The sequence below is a fragment of the Aquimarina atlantica genome (genome assembly GCF_000626715.1).
In the GTDB taxonomy this organism is placed as follows: Bacteria; Bacteroidota; Bacteroidia; order Flavobacteriales; family Flavobacteriaceae; genus Aquimarina; species Aquimarina atlantica.
Genome location: NZ_AQRA01000003.1, coordinates 371,084 through 389,234, shown reverse-complemented (window position 1 = coordinate 389,234; position 18,151 = coordinate 371,084). Strand labels below are relative to the sequence as shown.

At 34.3% G+C, this 18,151-nt stretch carries 16 protein-coding genes and 1 tRNA gene; all 17 read right to left on the bottom strand.

Going from position 1 to position 18,151, the window contains the following annotated elements:
• Positions 1-6 precede the first annotated feature (6 nt).
• The 17 genes from ATO12_RS08335 to mraZ all read right to left on the bottom strand — a co-directional run bounded on the left by ATO12_RS08335 (position 7) and on the right by mraZ (position 18,124).
• On the bottom strand, positions 7-459 hold the full coding sequence (locus ATO12_RS08335) for a hypothetical protein (protein WP_034241177.1): 453 nt from the start codon (positions 457-459) through the stop codon (positions 7-9).
• Positions 460-468: 9 nt separating this feature from the next.
• A complete protein-coding gene (locus tag ATO12_RS08330) occupies positions 469-1,500 on the bottom strand; it encodes a hypothetical protein (RefSeq protein ID WP_034241176.1) in 1,032 nt (343 codons plus the stop codon).
• 227 nt (positions 1,501-1,727) lie between these two features.
• Positions 1,728-1,801 (bottom strand) — tRNA-Arg (locus ATO12_RS08325).
• 12 nt (positions 1,802-1,813) lie between these two features.
• Positions 1,814-2,263: a GatB/YqeY domain-containing protein gene (locus tag ATO12_RS08320; RefSeq protein ID WP_034241174.1), complete on the bottom strand. Its 450-nt coding sequence runs from the start codon at positions 2,261-2,263 to the stop codon at positions 1,814-1,816.
• A gap of 187 nt (positions 2,264-2,450) precedes the next feature.
• The gene (ftsZ, locus tag ATO12_RS08315) at positions 2,451-4,430 is read right to left on the bottom strand and encodes a cell division protein FtsZ (protein ID WP_034241172.1); all 1,980 of its coding nucleotides are present in this window, start codon (positions 4,428-4,430) and stop codon (positions 2,451-2,453) included.
• 83 nt (positions 4,431-4,513) lie between these two features.
• Positions 4,514-5,872 carry a cell division protein FtsA gene (gene ftsA, locus ATO12_RS08310; protein ID WP_034241170.1) on the bottom strand — a complete coding sequence of 453 codons (1,359 nt, stop codon included), beginning with the start codon at positions 5,870-5,872 and terminating at the stop codon, positions 4,514-4,516.
• A 7-nt stretch (positions 5,873-5,879) separates the two neighbouring features.
• A complete protein-coding gene (locus ATO12_RS08305) occupies positions 5,880-6,599 on the bottom strand; it encodes a cell division protein FtsQ/DivIB (RefSeq protein ID WP_034241169.1) in 720 nt (239 codons plus the stop codon).
• Positions 6,596-7,942 (bottom strand): UDP-N-acetylmuramate--L-alanine ligase, encoded by a 1,347-nt coding sequence (murC, locus tag ATO12_RS08300; RefSeq protein ID WP_034241168.1) that lies wholly within the window; start codon positions 7,940-7,942, stop codon positions 6,596-6,598. The genes ATO12_RS08305 and murC overlap by 4 nt, the downstream gene beginning before the upstream one ends.
• 9 nt (positions 7,943-7,951) lie before the next feature.
• Complete coding sequence (murG, locus tag ATO12_RS08295) at positions 7,952-9,064, bottom strand: undecaprenyldiphospho-muramoylpentapeptide beta-N-acetylglucosaminyltransferase (protein WP_034241166.1); 1,113 nt, start codon at positions 9,062-9,064, stop codon at positions 7,952-7,954.
• A complete protein-coding gene (locus ATO12_RS08290) occupies positions 9,061-10,266 on the bottom strand; it encodes an FtsW/RodA/SpoVE family cell cycle protein (RefSeq protein WP_034241164.1) in 1,206 nt (401 codons plus the stop codon). The genes murG and ATO12_RS08290 overlap by 4 nt, the downstream gene beginning before the upstream one ends.
• A gap of 18 nt (positions 10,267-10,284) precedes the next feature.
• The gene (murD, locus tag ATO12_RS08285; protein ID WP_034241162.1) at positions 10,285-11,619 is read right to left on the bottom strand and encodes a UDP-N-acetylmuramoyl-L-alanine--D-glutamate ligase; all 1,335 of its coding nucleotides are present in this window, start codon (positions 11,617-11,619) and stop codon (positions 10,285-10,287) included.
• A gap of 1 nt (position 11,620) precedes the next feature.
• Positions 11,621-12,853, bottom strand: a complete 1,233-nt coding sequence (mraY, locus tag ATO12_RS08280) for a phospho-N-acetylmuramoyl-pentapeptide-transferase (protein WP_034241160.1) — start codon at positions 12,851-12,853, stop codon at positions 11,621-11,623.
• 41 nt (positions 12,854-12,894) lie between these two features.
• Positions 12,895-14,358 (bottom strand): UDP-N-acetylmuramoyl-L-alanyl-D-glutamate--2,6-diaminopimelate ligase, encoded by a 1,464-nt coding sequence (locus tag ATO12_RS08275; protein WP_034241158.1) that lies wholly within the window; start codon positions 14,356-14,358, stop codon positions 12,895-12,897.
• Positions 14,355-16,349 carry a penicillin-binding protein gene (locus ATO12_RS08270; protein WP_034241156.1) on the bottom strand — a complete coding sequence of 665 codons (1,995 nt, stop codon included), beginning with the start codon at positions 16,347-16,349 and terminating at the stop codon, positions 14,355-14,357. Before ATO12_RS08270 ends, ATO12_RS08275 begins: the two co-directional genes overlap by 4 nt.
• Positions 16,350-16,353: 4 nt before the next feature.
• On the bottom strand, positions 16,354-16,665 hold the full coding sequence (locus ATO12_RS08265; RefSeq protein WP_025665065.1) for an FtsL-like putative cell division protein: 312 nt from the start codon (positions 16,663-16,665) through the stop codon (positions 16,354-16,356).
• Positions 16,662-17,558, bottom strand: coding sequence for a 16S rRNA (cytosine(1402)-N(4))-methyltransferase RsmH (gene rsmH, locus ATO12_RS08260; RefSeq protein WP_034241365.1), 897 nt, complete (start codon positions 17,556-17,558; stop codon positions 16,662-16,664). Before rsmH ends, ATO12_RS08265 begins: the two co-directional genes overlap by 4 nt.
• A gap of 98 nt (positions 17,559-17,656) precedes the next feature.
• The gene (gene mraZ / locus ATO12_RS08255; RefSeq protein WP_034241153.1) at positions 17,657-18,124 is read right to left on the bottom strand and encodes a division/cell wall cluster transcriptional repressor MraZ; all 468 of its coding nucleotides are present in this window, start codon (positions 18,122-18,124) and stop codon (positions 17,657-17,659) included.
• Between the last annotated feature and the right edge of the window lie 27 nt (positions 18,125-18,151).

Genomic DNA, 18,151 nt, shown 5'->3' with positions numbered 1-18,151 from the left:
ATTATTTCAAAAATGTGGATTCCCAAGAAATTGAATAAAATTCTCTTCTATTTCATTGTATTTGATTATAAAAGACCTATGAAACTGAGGAATAGAAAGCATATCCTCACATTTAGCACGAAAGTATAAAACACTGTATTTTGTAGTATTAAAATACACTCCTATTTTGGCATGACTAATATTACAATGATTCCTTAATAAAGTATAAGCTACCATTCTTGCTTCTTTATACTCAAGAACCTTTGATCCCAAAAATTGGGATTCATCCAAATCAAAAACAGTAATAGTTATTTGTTTGAGATATTCTACAATAAGTTTTTCTTTACCACCATGCTGGGAAATTGTAGTAGTATTATTTATAAAGTTATCGAGAAGTTTTAGCATTTTTTCAAGACCAATTTTCCCAATGATTTGGTCTATTTTTTCTTGTAAATCCCTATAATTTGGTTGGTTATTCATGATGTATTTTTAATCTTTAGGGAATACAGGAGATTTGAAAAGACCAAAATCGAATGGATCTCCCATGTTATTTTTCACTTCATAAGTACAGGTATAACACTTAAACCAGCTAATAAAAGTGATATCAAAATTGAATACATTCTTGATCTCTTTTCGATAAACAACTAATGATTTGACACCACAACAAGGGCATTTCCTAATGCTATAGAAATCATCTCTTTTTTTTTCTCCCTCAGCAATTCTCTCATTTCTCCCCACTGGGTCGTCATAATACGGTTCATACCAAGAAAGATTCTGTTCGATTTGAGTACAATTCTCATGGCATGCCCTTCCCATTTCTTTTAAGTGGCACAATAATGCAAGTTTCCATATCAAACCATCATGCTTCTTTTTTCTATTAAAATCATTGAAATTGAATTCTATTTCACTTATTCTCTTAATTATACTAATACCTGATTTTGTTTTAAAATAATGAGGCTCAAACCCATTCAAGGATATTTTATCCGTAGCATAAATTTGCTGTACAATAGGTAAAACCTGTTGTGACACTATAAAGTCAAGTGCATGATTGTTAGGGTAGATAATTCCATAATGAGCTAAATTATTTCTCCAATCTATAAGTATTTGAATATCCTTACAAATCTTATCATCTAAAAGAAATTTATATTTACCCAATGATGCATTCCTACGTATTTCTTTCCGAAACATTTTATAGGCATCCTTCGGTTTCACAAATAAAAAAATTCTGTCTGGAAAACAGTCTTGAAGCATTTTTTTGAAAAATAACTCAAAATATCTCCCAAAGGCATTGAGACAGCCTGTTGCATTTTCTACGTCTGAATGATGAAAACTTAAACTCTTTCTTGTATTATTTTCAAAATCCAATGATAAATGATAAGTGTCTTTCTTTTCTTTGAATGTTTTAAAATAATGATAGAGAGCAGTACTTAAAGAATCATAATATATGGGTGGATTTCTACTGAAATCTTCCTCAATTCTTGCTTCATTATCCTTATAAAACTCTTTAAGTTGTTTATCCACTTCTCTTACTGTTCACTTCGCCAATAGTTCGACTACGATTAGCTATCAGCATCATTTAAAGACTCAAATGACCCCGATAGGATTCAAACCTATAAAAGGCTAATAATCAATAACTTACAAATAACAAAAAATAAACCTTGATAGGATATATTTCGAACCAAAACCCACACAAATACTTGAAAATCAATTAAATAAAACGAGGTAAATATTAAATTTACCTCGTTTAGTGACCCCGGAGGGATTCAAACCCCCAACCCTCAGAGCCGAAATCTGATGCGCTATTCAGTTGCGCCACGAGGCCATTTTTCTTATATTAAGATAACTTACTTTTTACTATTGTAGAAATTGTTTTTCCATCTGCTTTTCCTGTTAACGCAGCATTTGCCATCCCCATTACTTTACCCATATCTTTCATCCCCTCTGCACCAGTTTTAGCAATAATATCTACTACTATTTTTTCGATCTCAGCTTCACTTAGCTGTTCTGGTAAAAACTGTTCTATCACTTTTGCTTGTGCCAGTTCGGGTTCTGCTAGATCGTCTCTTCCTTGTTCGATAAAAATCGCAGCGCTATCTTTACGTTGCTTAACTTGTTTTTGCAATAATTTTAGTTCCTGATCTTCTGTAAGTTCTTCTTTTGCTCCACTCTCTGTCTGGGCTAATAGGATAGCTGATTTTACAGCACGCAATGATGTTAATGCATTAGTATCTTTAGCTTTCATAGCTTCTTTCATCGCAGTCATTACTTTTTGCTCTAAACTCATGATAATCGATTTTTATCTTTGGATTGCGAAGATAAAAAATAAACCGATAATCTAAGAGTAGATTATCGGTTTAGTTTAAGTATTATGTTTATTTTTTAGGTTTTGGCCAAGCCTATACTAAATATAGACAAAGTCCCAGATTTATATATTCATACTTTACAATATTAGTTTTCTAATTATAATACAATTAGTCTACATTATCATGCAAAAAAGAATTGTTTTTGCGTAATTGTATATCATCATTACTATCGGTTCCTAAAGAGGTTCTTGATAGTCCAGAATCATCTGGCTTAGTATCAACATCAATTCCTGCTCTTTTATAGGCTGGTTCTTTTTCTATATCATCAATATTAGAAGAGCTATTCCTAAACTTATAATTAAATTCTTTCATCTTAGCTCTACGTTCTGCTGCTCTTGCTTTTAGGGTTTCAGAAATAGGCTGATTAACCGGATCTGCATCTTCTACTTGTTCTTCTTCAGGAGTTGGAGCAATCGTTTTCTTTTCTAAAATAATCTCTTCATCTTCTTCCTCTATAACTTCTGCCGGTTGTGCTTCGGTTAATCGCTTTTCTTCCTCCATGTAATCCTCTAGGCTATACTTACGCACTCCTTCAGATGTGGTTTCCCCAACAGGAACCACTTCTATTGCATCATTAACTTCTAAATCGAGAATATCATCACTTAGATCAAAAACAATAGGTTGTTCTTCATCTTCTACTTTTTGTTCATCAACAGAGGCAGTTGGCACCTTCGCAGGCTCTTCTTCGTTTCCTCCTACAGGCATATCAAAAGCTAGTGCAAACTGATCTTCTTTTTCTGTTTCAGCATTTACTTCTTTTTCATCATTAACTTCTATTTGCTTAATGATATCCTGTGCATTAATAATCACAAAATCATTATCCGAAGAAAAAGAATCTACTACTTCGTAGGATACATCAATATCTTTTAACAGGTCTGTTGTAGGTATCAATAAGGAATTCTCGTCTGCATCCTCATCTTCAATTAGTTCGTGCTTTATAATTTGTGGTTCTTCTTCTACTTCTTTTTTCTTTGGTAAAGGAGAACGCATAGGAGTAACATTACCTGTAGATTTAGGAGATAAATCTTGTATTGCAGAACGTTGTTCGTCCTCTAGAGTATGAATTATTTTCTTAGTTTCAGTATTTACAATTTCATCCTGTTGCTCTACATCAAATCCAGTAGCAATAACGGTTACAGAGATTGCATCTTCTAGGGATTCATCTTCACCAACCCCCATAATGATATTAGCGCCATGGCCAGCTTCCTGTTGTATATGATCATTAATTTCACCAATCTCATCGATAGTGATCTCTTCTTTACCAGATACGATTAACAGGAGTACATTTTTAGCACCAGTAATTTTATTATCATTAAGCAAAGGAGAATCTAATGCTTTAACAATAGCATCATGAGCACGTTTATTACCAGAGGCATTAGCAGACCCCATAATAGCTGTACCGCTATTGCTTAATACTGTTTTTGCATCTCGTAAATCTATATTTTGTGTATAGTGATGTGTAATTACTTCTGCTATACCTCGAGATGCTGTGGCAAGAACTTCATCTGCCTTAGAGAACCCAGCTTTAAATCCTAAATTACCATAAACTTCTCTTAGTTTATTATTATTAATAACCACTAAAGAATCCACGTGAGCACGAAGTTTCTCTACTCCTAATTGCGCTTGTTCATTACGCATACGACCTTCGAACTGAAAAGGAATCGTCACAATCCCAACAGTTAAGATATCCAGCTCCTTTGCCATTTTGGCAATAATAGGGGCAGCTCCGGTACCGGTTCCTCCACCCATTCCCGCTGTAATAAAGATCATTTTGGTGTTGGTATCCAACATTGTCTTTATCTCCTCATAGCTCTCTACGGCAGATTGCTCACCTACTTCTGGGTTTGCTCCTGCACCCAGCCCTTCGGTTAGCGAAACTCCTAACTGTATTTTATTAGGTATCGGGCTATTTTCTAATGCTTGAGCATCTGTATTACAAATAACAAAATCAACTCCTTTAATTCCTTGCTGGAACATGTGATTAATGGCATTACTACCTCCTCCTCCTACTCCAATAACTTTAATTACATTAGATTGATTTTTTGGTAAATCAAACGAAATGTTTTCGAACTCCTCATTTTTACTCATAATTGCTAATTTTCTGGTTCTCCTACTGTATTTTTATATATTTTCACTGTTCAAAAAAAAATGAACATTACTTAATCTTCTAACTATTCTGCATTATCTAAGAACTCCTTAAATTTCTCTGTCCACTTCTCTAAAATATTCTTTCGTGGTTTTAGATCAACTCTTGGATCCTCTTCTTCAATATTAACATCATCATCTACAGTCGTTGCTTCGTGTTGTCGTGTTGATTGAACACTTGCAACCTCTTCTTTTTTATTTATTTTCTTTTGTTTCTTAATATGTATTAATCCATCCATTACTAGTCCTACTGCAGTTGCATACATAGGGCTTGTAGTTTCAGAATCGCTATTTCCTGCCAGGTGTTCATTAGGATATCCTATTCGTGTATCCATACCTGTGATATATTCGACAAGTTGCTTAAGATGCTTAAGCTGTGATCCTCCTCCTGTTAATACAATTCCTGCTATTAATTTCTTCTTAGGAGATTCATGTCCATAATTTTTGATTTCTAAAAAAACCTGTTCTATAATTTCGACCACTCGCGCATGGATAATTTTAGAGAGGTTTTTTAGTGTAATTTCTTTAGGCTCTCTTCCTCTTAATCCAGGAATTGAAACAATCTCATTATCTTTATTTTCACCAGGCCAGGCAGATCCAAATTTTATTTTTAGTAACTCTGCTTGTTTTTCGATGATTGAGCATCCTTCTTTAATATCTTCGGTAATTACATTACCTCCAAAAGGAATTACCGCTGTATGACGAATAATTCCATCTTTAAAAATGGCTAAATCTGTGGTACCTCCTCCTATATCAATTAATGCAACTCCTGCTTCTTTTTCTTCCTGACTTAGCACTGCATTAGCCGATGCTAATGGTTCTAAAGTCACATCTGATAATTCTAATCCTGCGCTTTTTACACATCGCCCTATATTACGAATAGAGGTTACTTGCCCGACTACTACATGAAAATTAGCTTCTAATCTTCCTCCGTACATCCCTACCGGCTCTTTTATTTCGGCTTGCCCGTCTACTTTGTATTCCTGAGGTAATACATGTAAAATCTCCTCACCAGGTAACATCACTAATTTATGTACCTGATTGCATAATTTTTCGATATCATCTTCGTCTATTACAGCATCTGCATTAGGTCTGGTGATATAATCACTATGTTGTAAACTACGAATATGCTGACCTGCAATCCCAACCGTTACATCATTAATTTTTAATCCCGAAACACTTTCTGCTTCCTGAATTGCTTGTTGTATTGATTGAATTGTTTGCGTTATGTTATTAACTACACCGCGGTGTACTCCCAAACTTTTGGATTTGCCAATTCCCAATACCTCCATCTTTCCGTACTCATTATATTTCCCTACCATGGCAACAATCTTAGTTGTCCCTATGTCTAGTCCTACCGCTATTTCATTTACTTCTCTTTCCATATTGGTATTATTTTATTGTACACACCACTTGATTACTAAATTGCAAACTGACTTTTTTATATTTTTCAAGACTTTTATCTCTTAGTGCTTTTTGATAAAATGCTTTAAAGTTTCTAATCTTATTATCTAAATTTTCTATTTTTCCAAAAACTAATTTAAACGAGTACACTCGCAATTCTAGTTCATAATTTCCCTCAACATTAAGGTAAACCCCTACAACATGTTTTTTTAAAAATTCATCTTCCTGAATTTTTTTTAATAAAGGGAAAACCTGAATGACTTCTCGCTCTGATACATTATGTACAATTGGCACATGAGCCGAATAACTATCAGATAAAGGCATCGTATTTCCCGTAACATCAACATAAAAAGGAGTAACCGCATTAACCCTAGCAATTGGGGTGCGTTGCTTGATTCTCGCCCTAAGTTCTCCATTTACAGTAAGATACACATCAGAATGTTCTATCATTTTATGTGCATCAAGCTTTTGTTCTACAGTATTCAAAACTAAAATTTCTTTACCCACGTTCGTAACTCTGTCCTGATTTTGTATTAACAATTTATTAACCGTTATTTCATCTACGTAAGGATCTTGTTCTTCAACAAATTCTATAAGCACTTCATTAATCTTTCGTTGCTCATTTCGTTTACTGGCAAAAGCAAAAAGAACTACCATTAAAATGAGCAGACCGCTAAATTTTAAATATATCAAAACCCTTCTTTTCATACTAACAAAGCTTCCTTTATACGATATACTTCTTCTCCGATATCTCCTGCCCCAATAGTTAACACTACCTCGGCATTACTATCCATTATTGCTTCAATCAAATTATTTTTCTGTATTAATTTTTTATCTTTTACATCTATCATACTTAATAACCAATCCGAAGTTACCCCCTCGATAGGCAATTCTCTTGCCGGATAGATATCTAAAAGCAGTAATTGATCAAACTGACTGAGACTCTGTGCAAAATCTGCTGCAAAATCCCTGGTTCTACTATATAAATGTGGTTGAAAAATAGCAAGTATCTTTTTACCAGGATGCATCTCTCTCACCGCCTGATGTAGTGCATTAATTTCTGTAGGATGATGCGCATAATCATCTACATATACCAGGTCATTCGTTTTAATCTGATAACTAAACCTTCTTTGCACACCTTTAAATGAAAATAAAGCCTTTGCCAAAGGTCCGGTCGGGGAGCCGTAAAGCATCGCTATAGCAAAGGCTGTAATAGCATTTAACAAGTTGTGTCTACCTGGCAGGTTTAAATGCAAATCTTTAATACGTTTATGTGGTGTTTTTAAATCAAAAACATAGGTTCCATTGTCTATTTTTATATTTTGAGCACAGTAATCTGAGTCATCTTCGATTCCAAAAGTGATCCCCGAAAGAGGCAATCCATTGCACACTAAAAGATGATCCTTTGCTCTAGAAGAAAACTCAACAAATGATTCTTCTAATGCATTAGCCTTTTCATAAATATCCAGATGATCTGCATCCATCGAAGTAATCCCTGCTATATCCGGATATAATTGTAAAAACGATCTATCAAATTCGTCTGCCTCTACTACCACTACTTCATTTCCTTCTAATACAAGATTAGAATTATAATTTTCACTTATCCCTCCCAAAAAAGCAGTCACTTTTGCTCCGCTTTCTTTCAGTAAATGCGCGAGAATAGCCGTTGTTGTAGTTTTTCCGTGTGTTCCTGCCACTGCAAGGGTATATGTATCTTTTGTAATAATTCCTAAAACTTCTGCTCTCTTCTTGATCAAAAATCCATTGCTCTGCACATATACATACTCTTTATGATCTTTTGGGATAGCGGGAGTATACACGATTAATGTATTCTCAATATTCAAAAATGGCTTAGGAATATGATCAACACTGTCCTCAAAATGAATCGGAATTTCTAATGCTATGAGATCAGAAGTAATTTGACTGGGAGTTTTATCATATCCTGCTACATTTTTACCCAGGAATTTAAAATATCGGGCAAGAGCACTCATACCGATACCACCGATACCGATAAAATATATGTTTTGTATGTTCTCTAAACCTTTATTCATTATATACTTCTAATTTCTTACTGCTTTATTTTGCATTAATTTTTCAATCTCATCCACTATATCCGAAGTAGCATTAGGTAGGGCTAGTTTTTTTATTTCTTCGGAAAGTTTGGCTTGTACATTTTCTGAATCCAATAATTCTGAAATCGTATGCTCAAACTTATTATCGAGTTCGCCCTCCTTTAGCATTACAGCTCCATTTTTATCAACAATGGCCTTCGCATTTTTGGTTTGATGATCTTCGGCTACATTTGGTGAAGGGATAAATAATGTTGGCTTAGCAACAATACATAATTCTGAAACCGAACTTGCACCAGCTCTCGATATAATAACATCTGCAGCTGCGTATGCCAAATCCATAGTATCTAAAAACTCATGTACCTGCACATCCTTTTGATCTGTATATTGTTTATAGTCTGAATAGTATAGTTTCCCACATTGCCAAAGTAACTGAACCTCTTTTCCTACAAAAAAGTCAAGTTCTTTTTCTATTAATTGATTAATTCTTCTTGCTCCTAAGCTTCCTCCAATAACCAAAATTGTTTTCTTTTCTGGATCAAGGGTATATTTTGCAATTGCCTGATCTCTCTTATCTTTTGTATTTAGTAAATCCTGACGAACAGGGTTTCCTGTTTTTATGATTTTATCTTTCGGAAAAAACTTTTCCATATTATCATAAGCCACACAAATCTTACTGGCTCCTTTGGATAACCATTTATTAGTAATCCCCGGAAACGAATTTTGTTCCTGAAGCACAGTGGGAATCTTTCTTGAATTTGCCATTTTCAATAATGGCCCACTTGCAAATCCCCCGGTTCCTATTACTACATCTGGATTATATTTTTTTATAATTTTTCTGGATTTCCACAGACTACTTAATAATTTTATAGGAAATAATAAATTACTCAACGTTAGTTTTCTTTGAATACCACTAATCCATAATCCCACAATTTCATATCCAGCTTGTGGCACTTTTTGCATCTCCATACGATCCTTTGCTCCTACAAACAAAATAGATGTATCTGGATATCTGTCACGTATTTCATTAGCAATAGCTATTGCAGGATAGATATGTCCTCCTGTGCCTCCTCCTGATAATATGACTTTTAGCTCTTTGCTCATAAAACTTCACTCAAAACCTCTAAAGGGTCTTCTTCTTTTTCTTTTATTCGTTCTTCTTCTATACTAGTTTCTCTTTTGCTACTCACACTTAATACAATACCAATTGCCAAGCAGGTCATCCATATTGATGTTCCTCCGCTACTAATAAGCGGAAGTGTTTGCCCTGTTACAGGAAATAACTCTACAGCTACCGCCATATTTATAAACGCCTGAAAAACAATAGGCAAACCAACACCCATAACTAGTAGCTTACCAAAAATATCTGCGCTTTTGTGGGCTACAATCACTAATCTCAATAATAACAATATGTATAATAACATTAGAAAAACTCCTCCTACAAATCCCCACTCTTCAATAATAATTGCATAAATAAAATCTGATGATGACTGTGGCAAAAAGTTTCTCTGCACACTTTTACCAGGACCTGTACCAATAACTCCTCCTCTGGCAATTGCAATTTTTGCACGTTCTATCTGATAATCTTCCTGAGTATCCTTATTATCTGTAAAATTTTCTATTCTACTTACCCAGGTATCTACCCTGTTTGGAAAAACTCCCGGAAATGCCTTTGCAAACAAAATAAAAAAAGTAAGTATCAAAAGTCCAGACCCTAAGATTACCGAAATATACTTTAGAGGATACCCTCCTAGAAATACTAAAACAATAACCATTGAAAATATGATTGCTGTAGTAGAAAAATTGGCAGGTAAAATCAACATTAGCACCAAAAACACGGGTAACCACAATGGCAACAATGTTTCTTTAAAAGTAACAGCTTTATCTTTAATTTTTGAAAGGTATCTTGCCACATAAGCCATTAAAACTACTGCGGCCAGAGTAGAAGGCTGAAAACCTACACCAACAAATGGTAAACGAATCCATCTACTTGCATTTGTTCCTCCGCCTGTTGTATTCTGCGCCAATGTGATTAACAACAGTACAATCACCATTGGTATCATGATAATAGAAAGTCCTTTAAAATAATGATGCGGTATTTTATGTACACCATACATGATCAAAAACCCTAAAACCAGATGAGCAAAATGCTTAATCAGAAACCTAAACGTATCTCCATCACCCCCGTATAAATATGCCAAATTACTACTAGCACTATATACAGGTAGGAACGAAAACAGTGCCAACAAAGCTGCTACCGCCCAGATTGCCTTATCCCCTTTTATATTTGCTAATACTTTGGTCATTCTTACTATTTGTTTTTATTATAATTCTCTTACTGCTTCTTTAAATTGTCTTCCTCTTTCTTCGTAGTTTTTAAATAAATCAAAACTCGCACATGCAGGAGATAACAGTACATTTTCGTTTCTCTCAGCTATTTTATATGCCATATTTACGGCTTCTTTCATCGATTGTGTTTCTATAATATTATCAACACAATTTCCAAACGCATTAATAATCTTGGAGTTATCGACTCCTAAACAAATAATAGCTTTTACTTTTTCATTAACCAATGAATACAACTCTGTGTAATCATTTCCTTTGTCTACCCCGCCAACAATCCAAACCGTTGCAGATTTCATAGCATCCAAAGCATAAAATGTAGCATTTACGTTTGTTGCTTTAGAATCATTAATGTATTGCACATTATTAATTTTTAATACATTTTCTAATCTATGTTCTACTCCATGAAAATTTTCCAGACACTCTCTAATGGTCGCTTTTCTAATTTTTAACAATTGTGATACTGTAGCGGCGGCCATAGCGTTTTTTACATTGTGATTTCCTTTTAATGCTAAATTTGTTGTTGGCATGATTACTTTGTTGTTATCTATTATTATTGTTATACTTTCTTTTTCTAAATATGCTCCATTTTCTACCTTTTTGGTCAATGAAAAAGGCAGTAATTTTGAACGAATGGGATGTTGTTTTAAATATTCTGTTATTACAGTATCGTCTGCATCATAAATGAAATAATCATTTTCATTTTGATTCATTGCAATTCTAAACTTTGATGCGATATAGTTTTCAAATTGGTATTCATACCGATCCAAATGATCTGGAGTAATATTTGTAAGAACAGCAATATGAGGAGCAAAATCCTTTATTCCATCTAATTGAAAACTACTTAGCTCAAGCACGTAAAAAGGAGCATCATTTTCTGCTACTTGTTTTGCAAAACTATCCCCTATATTGCCTGCCATATTAACTTCTAAACCACCATGCTGAAGCACATAATGTGTAAGCATTGTCGTTGTCGTTTTTCCATTACTCCCAGTAATACCCACAATCTGAGCGGCTGTGTACTTTGCAGCAAATTCTATCTCAGACACTACAGGAGTTCCTTTTTTATTCAGCTTTGCTATTAATGCTACTTTATCAGGAATTCCGGGGCTTTTCATAACAATATCTGCATTCAGAATTTTAATTTCTGTATGCTGTTGTTCTTCCCATTCAATTTCAAAATTTCTAAGAACTTCTTTATATTGATCTGTAATTGTTCCTTTATCCGAAACAAAAACATCGAATCCTTCTTTTTTACCCAGAATAGCAGTTCCTACTCCACTTTCTCCTGCTCCCAGCACCACCAGTCTTTTCATACTACCTAACTTTTAATGTAATCACTGCTATGATTGCCAGAAAAATGCCTACAATCCAGAATCTGGTAACAATCTTACTTTCGTGTATTCCCTTTTTTTGATAGTGATGATGCAATGGAGACATTAGAAAAATCCTTCTTCCTTCTCCATGTTTCTTTTTGGTATATTTAAACCAACTCACCTGCATCATTACTGATACGGTTTCAATAAAAAAGATGCCACACAAAATTGGGATCAAAAATTCTTTACGTATTGCAATTGCGATCACTGCTATTATCCCTCCAATAGTAAGGCTACCTGTATCTCCCATGAATACCTGAGCCGGATATGTATTATACCATAAAAATCCTACTAATGCTCCTGCAAATGCAGTAATGTAAATAGTCATTTCTCCAGAATTTGGGATATACATTACATTGAGATAATCTGAAAAAATGATATTACCTGACACCCATGCAAAAAGAGCTAATGTTAATACCATTATTGCAGATGAACCTGCTGCAAGACCATCAATCCCATCGGTTAAATTCGCTCCGTTTGATACTGCTGTAACAATAAAAATGACAATGGGTATAAAAATCAACCAAGCATATTTTTCCATTTCAGGACTAATCCAGGTAATCAAATCTGAGTAGTCAAACTCATTGTTCTTAAAAAATGGTATCGTCGTCTTTGTAGATTTTATAGCCGGATTAAAATCCGATACTTCTTCTCCTGTATTTACAACTTGCTCTATTTCTGATTTTACTTTTTCTTCTTTAATGGTAATATCATTATGAAAATACATTGTACATCCTACGATAAGCCCAAGTCCAACTTGCCCTATTATCTTAAATTTTCCTGCTAACCCTTCTTTATCTTTTCTTTTTATTTTTAAGTAATCGTCTGTAAAACCAATAACTCCCATCCATAATGTGGTAATAATCAATAAAATCACATATATATTATCAAGTTTAGCAAACAACAATACAGGTACCAGAGTTGACAAAATAATAATGACCCCTCCCATGGTTGGCGTACCAGCTTTTTCGGCTTGACCATCCAGACCCAGCTCACGAATGCTTTCTCCCATCTGTTTCTTTCTAAGAAAATTTATGATTCGTTTACCATAAATTGTAGAGATCAATAACGATAGAATAATCGCCATGGCTGCCCTAAAAGTGATAAACTGAAACAACGTCGCCCCGGGGAACTGGTACTCGTTTTCCAAATATTCGAATAGATAGTATAGCATAGGTTACTACCTTTTACTCTTTAAAAAAAAGAGTAAAGGATTTATTTATTTAGTTTTTTTAGTTCTTGTTTGACAATTTCAAAATCATTAAAATCGGTTCGTTCTCCATTAATTTCCTGATAGGTTTCATGTCCTTTACCAGCAATAAGGATGATATCATCTTTATTAGCTAATTGGCATGCAGTTTTAATAGCTTGTTTTCTATCTGTAATCGATAGTGTTTTTTTATAATCCTGCGGCTCCACTCCTTTCTCAATATCTTCTATAATCTGATCTGGATTTTCTGTTCTGGGATTATCACTTGTAAAAATTGTTTTATTACTAAGTCTTGCTGCAATGTTTCCCATCACAGGGCGCTTCATTTTATCTCTATCTCCACCACATCCTACAACCGTAATCAATGTTTCATTATTGGTTCTAATATCATTAATAGTCTCTAACACATTTTTTAATGCATCGGGTGTATGAGCATAATCAACTATTGCAGTAATTTTTTCATCAGAAATCAAGTATTGAAATCTACCACTTACACTTTGCAAGTCGCTTAATAGTTGAAGGGTTTCTAAAGTTTCGAGCCCTAACAATTCGGCTGTACCAAAAATTGCCAGTAGGTTGTATGCATTAAAACTACCTATTAACTTTGCCCAAACTTCATGATCGTTCAATTTTAGCAATAATCCTTCTAGACTACTTTCTAAAATTTGACCTCTATAATCGGCATAGGATTTTAAAGCATAGGTATGCTGTTTTGCTTTAGTATTTTGAATCATAAAACTTCCGTTTTTATCATCCTTATTAACCAATGCAAAAGCTTTTGTCGGCAACTCATCAAAAAATGTTTTCTTTACATCACGATATTCTTTGAATGTGTTGTGATAATCTAAATGATCATGAGATAGATTCGTAAAAATTCCACCGGCAAAATCTAATCCTTCTGTACGTTTTTGATGTATCCCATGAGAACTAACTTCCATAAAACAATATTCGACCCCTGCATTATTCATTTCTTTGAGATAGTAGTTAATCGTTAATGAATCCGGAGTAGTATGTGTCGCATTATACACCGTGGTATCTACTACAATTTTTACTGTCGACAACAAGCCTACTTTAAACCCTGCTTTCTTAAAAAGTTGATATAATAAAGTTGCAATTGTTGTTTTACCATTGGTACCTGTTACTCCTACTAGTTTTAGATTTCCGGAAGGAGAGTCATAATAATTAGATGCCATAATTGCCAATGCAGATTGAGTATCTTCGACCTCTACATAGGTTACACCACTAACTACAATATCAGGTACTTGTTCACAGATTACAACCAGAGCCCCCAGATCGACGGCTTTTTCTATAAAATCGTGACCATCTGAAACAGAACCTCTAATAGCAACAAACACATCATCTTGCTCGACTTTTCTTGAATCGAATTCGATCTTATTGACGCTCATTGCTGTATTACCAACTACGGCATTAATCGCTACCTTATATAGAATGTCTTTTAACTCTGTCACGATAATTCTAATCTCACTGTTTGGTTTATTTTTACTTTAGTTCCTGGTTCTATAGATTGTTTTTTCACTCTTCCTGATCCTTTTAATTCGACTTTCAGTCCCATATTTTCTAAAAGAGAGATCACATCCATAGCTGGCATACCTGTTACATTAGGCATTATAGTCTTGTATTTTTGAGCGTTCTGATAATACTTCTCATAACTATTTACAACTGATTTACTCTCAACAACAGCATAAGATACTTCATCAATTACCGGTATATCATTATATATTTTTGTAGCAATAGTTTTAAACACCGGGGCAGCAACTTCACTACCATAATATCCTTTTTTCTTATTTGGCTTATGTACTACTACAATACAAGAGTAAATAGGTTTATCAGACGGGAAATAGCCAGCAAAGGATGATATGTATTCTCGTTCTTTGTCTTTCCCATAATTTCCCCAACATGTACCTGTTTTGCCTGCAATACCAAAATTATCAGTACGGATATTATCTGCTGTTCCTCTCTTAACCACATTTTTCATCATCTCCTGAACAATTTTTGCAGTTTCTTTAGAACATATTGTTGGATTAAGAATTTCTTTATCAAACCTCTCTCTGGTTTTATCCCATGTTTTTACTTCTTTAATAAATCTGGGTTTTACCATTTCACCATCATTAGCGATTGCATTATAAAAAACCAATGTTTGTAATGGCGTAATCGCAACTCCGTAACCATGTGCCATCCATGGTAATGTGGTTCCGTACCAATCTTTATCTCCCGGATAAGGGATTTTGGGTTTTCCTTCTCCTTTAATTGCTAATCCAAGTGTTTCTCCAAGCCCCATATTAATTAACCGATCTACAAATTTCCTGGGATTATCTTTATAGTTTTCATTAATCATTTTAGCAAAAGCAGTATTCGATGATAACTCAAATGCTTTTGCCGCAGATATTTTTCCATATCCTCCCCATTTAGAATCTTTTACAATTCTATCATAAAACTTTACACGACCATTTTCGGTATCCACCACATAACTCGAATCAATAACTCTGTCCTCTAATGCAGCAACCATAGTCATTAACTTAAATGTAGATCCCGGTTCATGAGATTCCCCAACTGCATAATTAAGTTTCTCATAATATTTTCCTGCATTAGTACGCCCCAGATTAGAGATCGCTTTTATTTCTCCGGTTTTGGTTTCCATAACCACTACAGTACCATGCTCTGCTTCAAATGTTTCTAGTTGAGCCAGCAATGCATGATGTGCTATATCCTGTATATTTACATCAATAGTAGAAACAACATCATACCCGTCTTGTGGTTCTACTTCATTAGCATCCCCTATAGGTTTCCATTGATTCTTTGCAATTTTTTGTTTTTTTCGTTTCCCTTCTTTTCCTCTTAAAAATGGCCCATAAGCTCCTTCTAAACCTACCCTGGTATAATATCCTTGTTCGTCCCTTCTTTCATATCCTACAGTACGTTCAGCTATTTTTCCTATAGGATGTTCTCTTACTGTACGTTGCTCTACTATTAATCCTCCTCGATTCGCTCCAAATTCGAACAAGGGGAACTTTTTAACTCTCATATACTGAGAGTATCCTAAATTTCTGCGCAACAACAAGTATCTATTTCTATTGGATCTTGCTGTTCTTATAATTTTATCATAGTACGAAACTGGTTTTCCAAACTCTTTGGATAACGCTTCACAAAGTGGTTTAATATGTGCCCTAAAATCCTTATCATTTACTGCCAATGCATCAAATCGTATATCGTATTTAGGAACTGATGTTGCTAAGAGGTTTCCTTTACTATCATACAAATTACCTCGGTTTGCAGGTATATCAAAGGTTTTAAAAACTCGTTCCTGAGCTTTCTTACGATACATATCCCCTTCTACAAACTGTATATTCACTAACTTGGCCAATACTGCTATTGCAAAGATGAACATACACGCTGCTATGAAATACAATCGGTTTAATATGTTTTTTTCTTTTATTGCCAACAGTTTATTTTTTTACTATTATTTTTCTTGGAGGTCTTTCGGGGCGTTTTAGCCCTTTTTGCGTCATCTTTTTTATTATTGATGACTCCATCTTCAACCTCATCAATTCGGTTTTTCCATCTACAAAATGCGTCCTTAATTCTCTAACTTCATTATTCAATCTAGCAATCTCATGCACCTTACTTTCTGCGTTATGTGAGCTTGCGATCATTATTATTGCCAAAAAAGAAAGAAACAATAACATTCTCCAATTTTTCATTGCATCATCTGCAATAAGGAACTTACCTTTTAATATGTCATAAATTGTCTGCTTCAAATTCTTTCGGCTATTCTTAGTTTAGCACTTCGTGCTCTATTATTTTCTTTAATCTCTTCCTCATTAGGAACTATTAATCCACCTACTTTTTTAAAAGGTACCGACACATTACCATATAAATCTTTTTCTGGCTCTCCTTCAAACATCCCACTACGTATAAATCTCTTTACCAATCTATCTTCTAAAGAATGATAAGAGATTAAGCTAATTCTTCCTTTAGCATCTAAAAGCTCTGTTGTTTGTATCAAAAACTCTTTAAGAGCTTCAATCTCCTGATTTACTTCAATTCTAATCGCCTGATATATTTGTGCCAGTATTTTATGTTCTTTATGCTTTGGCAAAAACGGCCTAAGCACCTCTTTTAATTCTACACTGGTTTTTAAACTTTCCTCTTTTCTAGCTCCAACTATAGCTCTTGCCAGCTTAGGAGCATTTCTCAATTCTCCATATTGCAAAAACATTGTTCTTAGATCAGACTCATCGTATTCGTTGATTACATGATAAGCTGATATTTCTCTATTTTGATTCATTCTCATATCTAGATCTGCTTCAAACCTAGTAGAAAAGCCCCTATCTGCTACATCAAATTGATGTGAAGAAACCCCAAAATCCCCCAAGATTCCATCTACTTTTCTAACCCCATAGAATCGTAGAAATCGTTTAATGAATCTAAAGTTTTCATTTATTAAAGTAAATCGATCATCATCAATCGCATTCTCTAAAGCATCCTGATCCTGATCAAAAGCAAATAATTTTCCTTCAGGTCCCAATCGTCTCAGAATTTCACTAGAATGACCTCCTCCTCCAAATGTCACATCAACATAGATTCCGTTAGGCTTTACTGCTAATCCATCTACTGTTTCTGTAAGTAAAACCGGGTTATGATATTCCATCTCTTTCATCTTTTCTTTTCTAGTTTTAATAGTCTAAACAAAAGCTAAGCCTCTACAAATCTTTGCCAGAATAAGCGTATTAACCTTTATTAACCCTATCAATCATGATCTATTTCGTCATCAAAACCCATTACTTCTTCTGCCAAATCTGCAAAATCAACAGCTGCATCATCAATTGCCTTTTCATACTTATCTTTATCCCAAATCTCTATAATATTTACAGCAGATGACAACACTAAGTCCTTAGTAATTTCGGCAAATCCAATCAAATCTTTTGGAATCAAAAGTCGACCAGCTGCATCAATCTCAACTACTTTTACACCAGCCGTAAATTTTCTGATGAAATCATTATTTTTCTTTTTAAAGCGATTAAGTTTGTTAATTTTTTGCATTAAAAGATTCCATTCTGCCATTGGATACAACTCCAAACAAGATTGAAAAACGGCTCTTTTTAATACAAATCCATCTTGCAACACCGGCGAGAGTTGCTTCTTAAAAGCAACAGGCATCATTAGACGTCCCTTAGCGTCTGCCTTACACTCGTATGTGCCGATTAGATTTACCACTTTTATTTCCCTAAACGTTTAATTAGT